7 protein-coding genes and 4 pseudogenes are annotated in these 13,674 nt (G+C 39.1%); 6 read left to right on the top strand and 5 right to left on the bottom strand.

Going from position 1 to position 13,674, the window contains the following annotated elements; all coding sequences use genetic code 11:
* Positions 1–360: 360 nt before the first annotated feature.
* The 3 genes and pseudogenes from DYY66_RS15865 to DYY66_RS03425 form a co-directional block, all read left to right on the top strand.
* Positions 361–671, top strand: a pseudogene (locus DYY66_RS15865) (hypothetical protein); the annotation flags it as partial.
* A gap of 1 nt (position 672) precedes the next feature.
* A pseudogene (locus DYY66_RS15870) lies at positions 673–969 on the top strand (peptidase); the annotation flags it as partial.
* 135 nt (positions 970–1,104) lie between these two features.
* Positions 1,105–2,454, top strand: a 1,350-nt coding sequence (locus DYY66_RS03425; RefSeq protein WP_218583594.1) for a fibronectin type III domain-containing protein, incomplete at its 3' end; no start/stop codon positions are given.
* 506 nt (positions 2,455–2,960) lie between these two features.
* Here DYY66_RS03425 and DYY66_RS03435 read toward each other — a convergent pair.
* Positions 2,961–3,146 (bottom strand): annotated as a pseudogene (locus DYY66_RS03435) (hypothetical protein); the annotation flags it as partial.
* 2,116 nt (positions 3,147–5,262) lie between these two features.
* Between DYY66_RS03435 and DYY66_RS03460 the strand changes: the two are divergent.
* Positions 5,263–6,045, top strand: coding sequence for an Lrp/AsnC family transcriptional regulator (locus DYY66_RS03460; protein WP_166286237.1), 783 nt, complete (start codon positions 5,263–5,265; stop codon positions 6,043–6,045).
* A 3,574-nt stretch (positions 6,046–9,619) separates the two neighbouring features.
* Here the strand turns inward: DYY66_RS03460 and DYY66_RS03485 are convergent.
* On the bottom strand, positions 9,620–10,543 hold the full coding sequence (locus tag DYY66_RS03485; protein WP_166286247.1) for a hypothetical protein: 924 nt from the start codon (positions 10,541–10,543) through the stop codon (positions 9,620–9,622).
* 101 nt (positions 10,544–10,644) lie between these two features.
* On the opposite strand from DYY66_RS03485, the gene DYY66_RS03490 reads away from it, so the two are divergent.
* Complete coding sequence (locus DYY66_RS03490; protein ID WP_166286249.1) at positions 10,645–11,145, top strand: PEFG-CTERM sorting domain-containing protein; 501 nt, start codon at positions 10,645–10,647, stop codon at positions 11,143–11,145.
* Positions 11,146–11,163: 18 nt separating this feature from the next.
* On the opposite strand, the gene DYY66_RS03495 is transcribed toward DYY66_RS03490, so the two are convergent.
* Together DYY66_RS03495 and DYY66_RS13970 are read right to left on the bottom strand one after the other, a co-directional pair.
* Entirely contained in the window at positions 11,164–11,415 is a 252-nt protein-coding gene (locus DYY66_RS03495; protein ID WP_166286251.1) for a hypothetical protein, read from the bottom strand.
* 40 nt (positions 11,416–11,455) lie between these two features.
* Entirely contained in the window at positions 11,456–11,584 is a 129-nt protein-coding gene (locus DYY66_RS13970; RefSeq protein ID WP_255496024.1) for a hypothetical protein, read from the bottom strand.
* 125 nt (positions 11,585–11,709) lie between these two features.
* On the opposite strand from DYY66_RS13970, the gene DYY66_RS03500 reads away from it, so the two are divergent.
* On the top strand, positions 11,710–12,654 hold the full coding sequence (locus DYY66_RS03500) for a hypothetical protein (protein WP_166286253.1): 945 nt from the start codon (positions 11,710–11,712) through the stop codon (positions 12,652–12,654).
* 339 nt (positions 12,655–12,993) lie between these two features.
* Here the strand turns inward: DYY66_RS03500 and DYY66_RS15875 are convergent.
* A pseudogene (locus tag DYY66_RS15875) lies at positions 12,994–13,665 on the bottom strand (patatin-like phospholipase family protein); the annotation flags it as partial.
* Positions 13,666–13,674: the final 9 nt, after the last annotated feature.

The raw sequence follows: 13,674 nt of genomic DNA on the forward strand, positions 1-13,674 counted from the left end.
ATACTGTAATGCCATCATTTACTGCACCTGATGTAGCCTTGGGTCAGACAAAGGACCTAGTGTTCGCTAATACAGTAAGCAACGCCTTTGGAAAAGATATGGCAACAGTAAACATTACAGTGGTNGACAATCCATCAAACGCTCCTCTAACATACGAATGGACTCAAGTCTCTGGTGCACCAATCCAAATTTCATCTNAGCAATCCATCAAACGCTCCTCTGACTTATGCATGGACTCAAGTCTCTGGTGCACCAATTCAAATTTCATCTACTACTGATGCATCACCAACAGTATCACTTCCAACTGGATCTGGTGGCAATGTCTATGCATTCCAATTAACACTTAGTCAAGGTAACACAATTGTAGGAAACTGTGAACAATATGTTTACGCTGCATATCCTGAACCAGGCGGTGCTCCAACAGCAGATGCAGGTAAAGACCAAGTAGTTCCAGCCCTGTCATTAGTTCAACTTGATGGCTCAAAGAGTACTGGTCAATACTTGAAATACTCTTGGGTACAAATCTCAGGTGAACCAGTACAATTGCTTAGTGCAAATACTGTAATGCCATCATTTACTGCACCTGGTGTAGCCTTGGGCCAGACAAAGGACCTAGTGTTCGCTAACACCGTAAGTAACTCCTTTGGAAAAGATATGGCAACAGTAAACATNGATGCAGGTCCAAACCAAGTAGTTCCAGCCTTGTCAGTAGTTCAACTTGATGGCTCAAAGAGTACTGGTCAATACTTGAAATACTCTTGGGTACAAATCTCAGGTGAACCAGTACAATTGCTTAGTGCAAATACTGTAATGCCATCATTTACTGCACCTGATGTAGCCTTGGGTCAGACAAAGGACCTAGTGTTCGCTAATACAGTAAGCAACGCCTTTGGAAAAGATATGGCAACAGTAAACATTACAGTGGTCAACCCATCATCACCACCAACTGCTGTAATCACAATCAAGTAAACTAGTAGATTTTTTTCTACGCTATACCCACTTTTGGTTCTATATTGACTGATTGGATGAATTATACTAAAGCCATTTTAGGAGATGGCACAGCTAATTCTTAAGAATAAATATGATTAATTTATTTAAAGCAAAATGGCAGCCATGACTATGGATTACACTAGATTCTTTATTCTTACAATTTCGCTTGTCCTGATTGGAACCTTGGGTATCAACTTTTATGCAGAAGGAGCTGCCCCCCAGGTGCCAACCATTACACCTACTGGACTTAGTGCAGCTGCAGTTTCACCTACACAAATTAACCTGTTTTGGTCTGCTCCTACACAAAACTATGGAAAAATAATTGTTGGATACAAAATTGAACAGGAAATAAGTTCTGGTGTGTTCAATGTCATTGTATACAACACTGGTAGTACACTTACGTCATATTCTATTACTGGTCTGAAAACAGGAGTTGCATACACTTATCGAGTCTCTGCAGTTTATTCTGATGATACCTCTACTGACCCTTCAAATATTGCAGCTGCCATTCCTTCAACCACTTCTGTACAATCCCCAAGCCCTCCAGTTTCATCTTCTACCACAAATGTGAAATTTGATTTTGTTCCTTCAGATGGAACTGTTCTATCTAGTGTAGTATGTAGTCAGAGTGACTATCTTGCATTACAATACAAAAAAGATGCTAGAAGCATAATGCTTGATGCTACTCCTACCTCTGACCCATTAAACAACAATCTTGCAAATTTGTTATCATATCAGAATAATCACCTAAGTGATCTTGCAGTTCCTGCTCCGTTGATTGCAAAGCCTGCTTCTTCTACTGGAATCAATCTGTCCTGGCTTCCCCCCATTGAACAATATGGCCAGAAGCTAATGGGATATCGAGTGGAACTAAAAGATAATCAAGGTGTATTTCAGGTAATTGACGTAGATACAGGAAATAGTACTACAAAATATTCTATTAATGGGCTGACTCCTAATACGACATATACATATCGAGTCTCGGCAGTTTATTCTGGCACACATAGCAATCCGTCAAATGAAGCCTCTGTAACAACACTAGTGTATGTCCCACCACCTGTACAAAAGCCAAACCAAACTGATACCACTACGCCTCCTACAAATACACCTCCATCTAATGTGCCTCCTACAAACAACGTAAAGCTTGACTTTACAGCTCCTGACGGAAACATCTTGACTGGAATAATACTTTCACAGAGTGATTACCAACAACTTGTAATCATAAAGGACCCAAGAACAATTCTATCAAATGTAACCCAAACACCATCTACAATAAACAATGTACTGTCAGGAATTTTGAGATATCAAACACTTCACGCTGTAAAGGAACCTGACAATGTACCACCCACACCAATTGTAAATTCTAGTCAACCTCCGCCGTCTCAAACACCTCCAGCTACTGATAGTGTATTGATAAATGGCATAATTACTTCGGTTGTTGCATCTGGCGTTGTTGGTATAACCNTGCTGTAAAGGAACCTGATAGCACCCCTCCCACTCCTACACCGGTTGTAAACTCTAGCCAACCTCCACAGTCCCAAACGCCTCCGGCTACTGATAGCGTGTTGATAAATGGAATAATTACTTCGGTTGTTGCATCTGGTGTTGTAGGTATTACCACATGGTTTGTTAGAACCAAGGTGGCAAGAAAGATAGCAAAAGATTATCATTTTACACTAGAACATGCATCTGCTGCAACTATATCTCAAGTAAGAATACGAAACAGCGGAGAAACAATAGAGGATTGTGTAATAATATGTGGAAAAGATGCCTGTGTCTGGATTGATACAAATCTGGACAAACCACGACATATCTATGAAGGGAGCGTCTCATCAGTAACAATTCCAAAAGAATATGAACATCAAAATCCGATGATAGTTGTCAAGAGCGGAAAGAAGGTATTAAGAAAAATAATGCTTGATAATATGGCCCATGGATAGGGCAAAAATAAATTAATAAAAAGTTGGGCTTTAAGACGAGTACTTTTTCAAGTTCCCGTTCTTGTTGAACAGATCTTGGACGTTTGTGTCTGCAAGGTGATACTTTATGTTAATTCCCTTGTTGACATCTACCAATTCTGTCTTTTGTGTTGCAGCTCCACTATAGTATGCGTTCCATGCATCACTACGTGAACCTCCTTGTTCTAAGACCTTGGTNCATCTCAAGTAAGACTACGAAACAGTGGAGAGACAATAGAGGACTGTGTAATAATATGTGGAAAGGATACATGTGTCTGGATTGATACAAATCTGGACAAGCCACGGCATATTTATGAAGGAAGTGTCTCGTCAGTAACAATTCCCAAAGAATACGAACATCAAAATCCTGTGATAGTTGTCAAGAGCGGAAAGAAGGTATTAAGAAAAATAATGCTTGATAATATGGCCCATGGATAGGGCAAAAATAAATTAATAAAAAGTTGGGCTTTAAGACGAGTACTTTTTCAAGTTCCCGTTCTTGTTGAACAGATCTTGGACGTTTGTGTCTGCAAGGTGATACTTTATGTTAATTCCCTTGTTGACATCTACCAATTCTGTCTTCTGTGTTGCAGCTCCACTATAGTATGCATTCAATGCATCGCTACGTGAACCTCCTTGTTCCAAGACCTTGGTCATGGCAAGTTTTCCCTGAGCTACCTTTGCCTGCATGTATGCAAATTCATCTTGGAATNCTGCTGCTCAATCATCTTTTGTTGTTGGTCTTGGTATGCTTGTTTTTGTTGCTGTGCTGCATATTTCTGNATCTTGGAATACTCCTTGTGCAGAACTATCTACTGTGCTGACAAAGCTAGAGTATGCGTTTGCTGGACTGCTCATGTCGTTGACGTTGTTTGCGCTAGCAAGGTCTGCTTGCAAGTAATCGTTTGCAAGTTTGCGTTGCTGGTNGTCTAGGAATACTCCCTGTGTAGAGCTATCCACTTTGCTGACAAAGCCAGTATATGCGTTTACTGGGCTGTTCATGTCATTGACATTGTTTGCATTAGCAAGATCTGCTTGCAAGTAATCGTTTGCAAGTTTGCGTTGCTGGTCAATCAACTGTTGTTGTTGGGCTTGGTATGCTTGCTTTTGTTGCTGTGCTGCATATTGTTGCTTGAAGAGTTCTATGTTGTATAGTATCTTCATCATGCCAGGATCCTTCTTTATTGCATCGGTTGCCTTGATCTGTATGTTACCTAAAGAATCCTGTCCTGAATCTGCCCAGGCAAACCCCATGTAACTTGCACTCAATAGCAATGATCCTGCGCTGATTGCAAGAACTAGCTGTATTTTGGTTCCATTCATTCTCTATGTTTCACCTCCTAGTTTTCTCCCGACAATATTGTTTCGTCCGAATCTCACGGACTCATCAGGGGATTTGGTGCGAGTCATATCGATTTTAGCATTGCCTCCATGACTTGTTTTACAATTTCTCTAAAGTCGTTTTCCAGTATCTTGTGGATGACTGTCTTGTATCCACTGCATTTTTCAGCATGTACAAGCAGGTGTTTTACACAAAAGTTTCTTCCACACTGAGTGCATAGTTGTGTACAGTTGCAAGCACACGTACTGCATTTTGCTTGCTCAGTTCTTTCAACTGTTGGTANGCTGCATTTCTCAGCATGTCCAAGTAGGTGTTTTGCACAAAAGTTTCTTCCACACTGGGTGCATAGTTGTGTACAGTTGCAAGCACAGGTACTGCATTTTGCTTGCTCAGTTCTTTCAACTGCTGGTANCTGATAAAAAAAGGTGTTATCTTGGAGCACAACAATAATGCTGACAGCAAGAGAGACGATAGGATAAAATGGATTCTTGTCGATCCAAGCANTTGATAAAAAAACGTGTTATCTTGGAGCACAACACTGGTGCAGACAGCAAAAGAGACGACAGGATAAAATGGATTCTTGTCGATCCAAGCAAGCTATTTGACAATCAATTCTATACTTTTATCAAAACCCAGAACCCGCTTTTTGAGCGCCGAGTTATTCCATATTCTGAGATGTACAACAACTTGGTGGAAATTAGCCGGGAATACAGCATTGTTACAACAATTGATGTAATCCAAGGAGAGGGGCAAAACTATGATTTTATCCTAAGGATANACTGCTGGTATTGTTGTCATGGCATTACTTGTCAGGAGAAATTATAAATCAATTAGAACGCGTTTTGCCGCAGAAATGTTGGGGTCATTTTAGGCATAAACCAAACTTGGCCGTGCCTAAAACATTGGCGTTTTGACATTTTTGCGACAAAAATGTAGTAAATGTTTTTAATAATAGTATGAGACCTTGTCATCATGGTAGGCAGAGGAACAGACAACCCTGAACAAGCAATCCCGCTGAAGAATCTTACAAAAAACGATATCAGTCCACTTGATGTTCTAATATTACAAGTCTTACAGGGCGGTGCTACTCCTGACACTGCAAACAAGGAACTTGAAAAACATGGCTATGTGCTATCGCGAGATAATGTCAAGGGCAGAATTGAAGAGTTGATAAAAAAACGTGTTATCTTGGAGCACAACACTGGTGCAGACAGCAAAAGAGACGACAGGATAAAATGGATTCTTGTCGATCCAAGCAAGCTATTTGACAATCAATTCTATACTTTTATCAAAACCCAGAACCCGCTTTTTGAGCGCCGAGTTATTCCATATTCTGAGATGTACAACAACTTGGTGGAAATTAGCCGGGAATACAGCATTGTTACAACAATTGATGTAATCCAAGGAGAGGGGCAAAACTATGATTTTATCCTAAGGATAGTGACAAACGATGCTGGCCACTTTGAAGAGATGGTGGAAAAGATTAGGTCTCTTGGATGGGTGCATTCTGTTGACAGCAAACCAATCCATGTGCTCGAAGGTGTCGGAATATCCAAGAACAATCTGACCAAAGTTCACATGAATTACTTTTATGAACCAATAAAACTTCCAGACTTTGAATCTTATCTTAAGACCATACGACAGGTGTATCGAACTTATGATACTTACATAAAAGACGAGGGTTCATCAAAGCAAAAGGTTGCTAAAAAGAAAAGTAATGAAGACGCATATGATGACTCCAAGTCAGAACAGTAAATCTTGTCCAGCCTTGAGCCGATAATTGCAAATTGTACTGTGTGTGGACACAAGTTGCAGTTTGACAAGACAACTAAAAAAAGTGAAAATTTGTTTTGTACAAACTGCTCGTCTAGATACATCTTCAAAGATGATTATCTGAATTTACTTACACCTAGCATACGACATGAAATCTGTACAAATGGAATCCTTGCAAGAAAGATAAAAGAGAGACTGCATTTGGGTGGTCTCTCAAAAAATGACCATGATATCATCAAAGGAATAATTGCAAGCAAGTACATGGCAAGACAATATTTTAGAAATGTTGTACACCATACAGAAGCTGCTTGGTCTGCTAGATCCTATGAAAGATTCGAGGAGATTTTTATAACAAATTATCTTGATTCTCTTTTGAAAAAAAAACAGGTGACCTTTGTTGACGCAGGCTCGGGGCCTGGAAGATATCTCATACTTTTAGGATCTAAAATTGGAATCAATTCGTGCAAGGATCTGAAAAAAAATCCTGAAACAAGTAGGCTGTATCAATATGATGCAAACTATGAAAAAAACCTGCGATATGTCATAGGGATAGACTATTCTGAAGAAATGATATCACACTCTACTAGGTTACTCAAAAAATACGGCCTGGGCAAACTTTTGAACAAGAGAATATTTCCAATAACTGGAATTGCCCAGAACTTTAATCTAAACAAAAAGATGCTCGATGATACCCACAAGGTAATCGTATGTACATTTCAGACGCTAGGAAACCAAGAAAATACGGAACTACAGGTGCAGATGCTCAAATCGATGAAAAATCTCGCACTGCCTCATGGTACCATACTTATTTCTGTCTTTAACAAGAAACTCTTCAAAGACTTTGGGCTCAAAAAATTCTATGGTAGAGAAGTCAAAAGAACAGTGGGTGAGATAATGACATCCAAGCAAGATGTGGAAAATGCAATACTTCGAACATCAAAGGGTGTCTATTCCAAGTGGTTCTCAAAAGATGATCTAGAAGANACCTCAAAGCAAGATGTAGAAAATGCAATACTTAGAACATCAAAGGGTGTATACTCCAAGTGGTTCTCAAAAGATGATCTAGAAGATCTGTTTCGTAGAGCAAAGATATCGAAATACAAGATAATGGATACCAAATCTTTGCAATCAATAGGTGGGTATGATGAATATCTCAAGGAAGAAGAACAACGCAAAGATGTCTTTCCAAGAGCCATAGTGGGAATGGCTCAGGTCTAGATACCACTTAGGTGCTATCGCTTTTATCTGGGCAAACTCCGGTTCAAATTGTTGTCAGAAGATCTAATTGGTGCAATCCAGCAAATCCTAATTCTTGGAAAAGGTGACCAAGGCAGACTGGAATATCTTCTTGACCTTTTGCAAAAGGGAAGACCACTTCCAGAATCTGATCAAAAATATCTACAACTAATGATACCTCTCTATCTTGGTCCAAGAGACTCTGACTCTTACCAGAAAAATGCAGAAGTTGCAATAGAAAAGTTGCATGATGAAGTAAAAGAACTCCGTGAAAAAATACAAAAAATTGAAAGAAAAGGATTTGAAAAGTATGTGGGAAGAAAAGCAGTCTTGTTCTTTGTTACAGTATTTGTGGGATGGAACGCATTACAAACCTACATTCAGCCATTCATGTCTGGCGTCATTCCTGGTGGGATTACGTCGTATGCATTTCCGCTAAACGTGGCTGCAAGTTATGTAAATTATGGTCAGATAGTATGGTTTGGATTTTTAGTATTGTTGATGTCGTGGCCATTTATTGGTGCAANCTTGGCTGCAAGCTATGTAAATTATGGTCAAGTTGTATGGTTTGGATTTCTAGTATTGTTGACATCGTGGCCATTTATTGGTGCGATACATCTTGCCAAGTTTATCAAATCAAGAAAGATCTCAAACTAGTTATTGTAGTGCAATACGGTAATAGTCCCAGCGTTCTGGGTCAAATTGCTTTANCATCATATCGCGAAAGAACTCAAACTAGCTATTGTAGTGCGATACGGTAATAGTCCCAGCGTTCTGGGTCAAATTGCTTTACAAATTCGATAGGCTCGTTTCTTTCAATTCTGCTTGTAATGACATCTCGTAGTGCAAAACTTGTAAGATACTTGTATCCTTTTGACTGGACCTGCATGTTAAATAACAGTCTCATCTCTCTTCCACCTCTTTGTCCCCAATATCCCATCCTGATTGCAAGTGGCTCCATGAATGCTGTGTTTTTTGAGCCATAGTTTACGTCATTTATTTCGAGTCGCAATTTGTATGTCTCAAGTGGTCCTCCTTTTGTAAAACCTATGATGGGACCATTGTCGCTTCCTAGTCTTAGCGTGTTTAGTATGGTGTCTTTTGCCATGACTGATTCTACAAAATCATCTTTTTTGAATTGGAGAGGTTTTGGTAATTGCTTGTGAATCTCTGATAATGTGTCAATGAATTCTGGTGCTTGTCTGTTTGACATTGGTTCAATCACTGCAAAGAATTTTGTATTGTCATAGACAAGTGATCCTTCTATCTGGATTTCTTGCTCACGTAATTTCATAAACGACAAAACATTGTCTGTGAAATGTTTTCTCATATCTTTTGGAAGTGCTTGTAACACACTCTGATACATTATTGCATCGTTATTGAGAAGGTCCTCAAAATATGCAACAGATCTTCTGACGATGTAATATGGATGCCATGCTAATGCATGTGCATTTTTTTGTGCCATCTCTAATGCTTTTGCAAAGTCTCCTAGAGTATATCCTGCAATCCTGTCTGTCACTGACAGGAACCATCCTATCTTTTTGAAATGTTCTCTCTTACTATGATCATTTTTTACAATCTCTGATGAATTAAGACAGTCTTCGATTTTTTTCTCTGTTACTTCTTTTGTTTCTCCACTCCAAGGGTACGTTGTCCTATGGATTAGTGCAGCAATCAAATTTTTATCAATATTTNGGTGTATCCTGCAATTCTGTCTGTCACTGAAAGGAACCATCCTATTTTTTTGAAATGTTCTCTCTTGATAGGATCGTCTCTTACAATATCTGATGAATCAAGACAGTCTTCAATTTTTTTCTCTGTCACTTCTTTTATTTCTCCGCTCCAAGGATATGTTGTCCTGTGGATTAGTGCGGCAATCAAATTTTTATCGATATTTGCATCTCGTAGTAGCAAGTTTAGCTTTTCATCTGTCATGACAAATTTCACGGCATCTTCTTCGTGTGGCTTGTCAACCTTTTTTTGAGGATCATAATCATGGAACAGAGCGGCAACAAAGAGATATGGAAAGTCGTCTGGTTTGAGAATGCCGTGGATGCGTTCCCCTTGGGCTGCAAGTAAAGTGACATAGGTTACTTCTAGTTCATGAACAATATTGTGATATCCGTAATACTCTTCACCAAGACCCTTTGACTCAAACAGGTTTATGGTGTAATCGAGAATCTTTGCATAGCACTCTCTCTTAAAACCATTATTTACCATGATTTTTTGAATCTCTTCCCGCAAGGCTACTGGATCCTGATTCTGTAGCAACGTTTTGGTAATCGAATCTGGTGGCTTTAAGTTCTCGCTCTATTTTTAATCATGATTTGAGTATGTTTTTCCTTTTTAGGTAAATCGTAAGAACAACTGTAACTGCAATTATGATTATAATACTTGTGGATATGTTGGTATAATCTGCAGACCAGTTGGCTACTAGGATCTTTGGCGAGTCTACCGATACCTCGGTAGATTCTTGGTTTGTGTTTCCAATGACAGGTCCTTGCCATCCTGAAAATACATGGTTTATCAAAACATCATTTCCTGGAAGTGCGGTTATGTCTACAATAGTTCCGCTGTTATACCACCCTGTTCCAAGAGTTCGACCGAAATTAGTGATGACGTTTACATAATACTGGGTTTTGTATTTTAGATCAACTTTGTGTGGCTCTGACATGTGAATGATTGGAGACTTGAAAGTGTCTGATTCTCCTGCAATTACATTGATGTCTGAATTATCAAGTGACCATCCTGTAATTTGCTGTCGAGTATATTCATTGTCTGATGGTATGATATGTGGTACAATGAATTGCTCGTCTGAGTCTGCATCAAACCAGCTGTCATTTGTTGGGGATACTGGGAAAAAAGTTGCATTGGTGATTCCTTGGAACAACATCTCAAATTGCGGTTTTGCAATAAAGAGTATGGAATGATTAGTGTCTGCCACTATATCGAGTGTAAAGTTTCCATCAGATGATCTGTTGATGGGAACAACTGGACCATTATCAATGGAATAAGCTTGTAGATTGTATCTGCCGATGCCATCGGTTGTCCAAGAATGTTTCTGAGAAATTGTATATTTCTGATGTTCGGTTACATGAATTGTATACGGATCGGATATGTGATTTTCATAGCTTACATTGATGGCAACTTGATTATTTTGTAGATACTCTGCTTGGCTACTTGGTACTGTTATGAAAAGCAACAAAACCTGCACTAGCAAGAGTGCTATGTACTTTATTATCAAAAATGATCACCTGTCTTATTGCTAAAAGACCGCTATTTTTCAATTCTCTGTATAGAACAATCTCTAGAAAAGGTCAAATAATACGCGATAAAAAAGAATCCATGCGTTGGCATTCTTATGTGATAATGTCTTGCATTGTATTCTCAATAGGTATAGCACCGGTTTTTGCACAAACATCGCAACAGTATACGCTAAAAGATGCACAGAGTGGTCAATCATTTCAGATACCTTATGGTATAACAGGTGCGACAATTACTGGCATGTCAATTAGCGCACCTGATACATCACTTATAATTTCACTTCTGGCTACTGCTGATGGCAACTTGACTGTCACACTGCCAAGAGCCCTTATTGATGCAAAAAATGGTGCAAACGATGATCAATATTTTGTTCTAGTAGATGGGGCAGATACTGATTTTGCAGAAAGTAAGACTAGTACTGATAGGACCATAACCGTATCAATTCCTCAAGATACTACACAGGTAGAAGTAATTGGTACTCAGGTTGTTCCAGAATTTGGAGTCCTTGCATCTATAGTTCTTGCAATTGCAGTGTTCTCGATAATTGCAATATCTGCAAAGACTAGACTCAAGTTTTCCTAAAAATACTGTTCTATTTTTCTAACTAAATCCTGCACCAAATTGGTCTCCATGTTGGAGAGGATCAGCAGAATCTGACCCTTTTAGTTTTAGATACAAAAATGCCTCATTTACAATCTGAACTGCAGACTCGTCTTGCAAGTGAAATTGTTTTTTTGCCAAGTCGTGATATTTCTTTAATTTATTCTCGTCTTGTTCGTCAAGTGATATCTTGTCTTTTAGTATCACAGATGCTATTTTTTCAATTTGAGAGTTGTACTGAGAATCGTCCATGATTCCATTAAACCATTTCTTGCTTTTAAGTGATTGTCATCTATGATTCGGATTTTTCAGAATCTACATCTTCCTCAAATTCATCATCTAGAAATTCTACTGACTCGTCATTGTTTTCTGAAGACTCGTCTGGAAATTCTTCCTTGTCTTTATTTTCCTGCTGCACCATTTCTCTGTTATTTCTTTTGTACCTTATAACCTACGTGGGCTGTTTTAAAATAGCTTGCCATTGGTTAACTTTGTTAAGTTACAATTATACGCAACGCATTATAAACTCATAACGAGTTACTCATTATGCAAACAAGACTCCAATACACTGCATTGATTGCATGTGTCATGTTGGTATTGCCCTCTGCAGCATTTGCAGAGTCTAGTCCAAAGTCAAAATATGCTGAACAACAATTACAGGTGCAGTTTGCATCTATTACTTGTAATAACGCATATCTTGATGGATACACAAATGCAGTAGTGACTGCAATTAACAATTCCACTACAACTGCAACTCTTAGCACTGATATCGCAAAAACAGGTGCTGACTTTGTTGCATTACAGGCAGATGTTAATTCCAGCAATACTGTACAGTTCAAGACTGATCTCAAAACATATCACAGTGACGTCAGAACTACAAACCTAGATTCTCGTGCTGATCTAAAGGCAACTCACAGCAAGACGGTATATGCCACACTAAAATCAGAAACAAGTCAACTACGATCCACTGAAAATAGTTGTCTCTTTGTAGCAAAACAACAACGAGCTCATCTAAAGGTGGACATGTACAACTTTGACATGGCTCGTGCTAATAACATGACCCAGAAAATGGCTAAACATGGTGAAGATACAACTGGAATGGCCAAAGTGATAGGCAATGCAACTGCACAAATTCAGGCATTTCAATTAGCAGTACAGAATGCACAAAACAGCACACAACTTCAGGCAGCACTTCAAAGTTTCTGTCTTTACAACGGATGCAAAACACCTGATAACTTTCATTTTGCAGCAGCAACTGCAATTCAAGCAGATCAGGCAAAGCTAAATCTTCTTGCTACGAAAAACAGCACATCTTCGTATCAGGGATTGGTAAGCCAAGCACAGACAGATATCGGAAATGCACAAACTGCACTGAATCAAGTGGGCTCGAACAAATACCAAGGAAACCAATCAAGTGATGTCTGGAACAATATCAAAGCAGCAGCTGATGTAATCCACCAGCTACAGCAGATTGTAAACCACAAACACTGATTTTTCTCTTTTCTCTTTTTTTATGTAGCTACTTTTTTCCAAAGTCTTCGAGGGCTACTTTTGCATCTTGCTCACCTGACCTTATCAGTTTCTTTATAGTATCAATTGCAAAGTCCGCATCCTCAAAAAGATAGTGAGAGTCTTCTTTTCTTTCTATCCTGATTATCTCCTTTATTATGGCCCCTCTTTGGCAGGCANACGCTTGTCACATACAGGAGACGCATCAATTACCTCTCTTAGAGGCGTATTGCTCAATAACGTTCCATCCCAGAGGTATCTTTTACCTACCTTGGTCCAAGAGATTCCATAGAATGGATATCCTGCACTTGAAAGGACATNTCGCTTGTCACATGTGGGCGAGGCATCAATTACTTCCCTTAGAGGTGTATTGCTTAGCAACGTTCCATCCCAAAGGTATCGGTTGCCTACCTTGGTCCACGAGATTCCATAGAATGGATATCCTGCACTTGAAAGAACATGATCCGATGTAAAATTGTCATACTTGCTGTCAAAGATGGTTGGTTTTCCATTCTGGATGTCTGTTGAAGTTATTATGAGTCTTGGTCTTGAAGGATCCTTGAGCTTTGTATAATCTACAAATTTTTCTAGAGTTGCTTTCATGGGGGACATGTCGTAAAGATATGGAGAATTGTACAAAAATCCGACTGCGGGTGTCATCCAAAGTGGGAAAAATGCATTCAAGTTTCCCCACACTGCAGAATAGATTGACGATGAAACCTCTTTCATGCGTCCGATAAAAAATGGTGATGTTACGGTCTGTCCTAATGTGAGCCAAAATGTCTCCAAATCTTTTGCAGGATTGCCAGTTTTACTTGCCGCAATTATTGCAGAGTTGATTCCGCCTATCGAAGTGCCTGCAACAACGTCTATCTTTATCTTGAGCTTGTCAATTGTCTTGTATACTCCACACTCGTAGGCTCCAAGAGAGCCTCCACCCTGGAGAACTAGAACATTTTCATTACAATGCTTTTCGCTACTTTCTTTTTGCATGTATGATAT

This window comes from Candidatus Nitrosotalea sp. FS (genome assembly GCF_011319475.1).
GTDB lineage: Archaea > Thermoproteota > Nitrososphaeria > Nitrososphaerales > Nitrosopumilaceae > Nitrosotalea.

What these genes read in the sequence shown, in the direction of transcription:
- DYY66_RS03500 (WP_166286253.1), top strand. Translation starts at nt 11,710, where the DNA reads ATGCAAACAAGACTCCAATACACTGCATTGATTGCATGTGTCATGTTG.
- DYY66_RS03460 (WP_166286237.1), top strand. Translation starts at nt 5,263, where the DNA reads ATGGTAGGCAGAGGAACAGACAACCCTGAACAAGCAATCCCGCTGAAG.
- DYY66_RS03495 (WP_166286251.1), bottom strand. Translation starts at nt 11,415, where the DNA reads ATGGACGATTCTCAGTACAACTCTCAAATTGAAAAAATAGCATCTGTG.
- DYY66_RS03490 (WP_166286249.1), top strand. Translation starts at nt 10,645, where the DNA reads ATGCGTTGGCATTCTTATGTGATAATGTCTTGCATTGTATTCTCAATA.
- DYY66_RS13970 (WP_255496024.1), bottom strand. Translation starts at nt 11,584, where the DNA reads ATGGTGCAGCAGGAAAATAAAGACAAGGAAGAATTTCCAGACGAGTCT.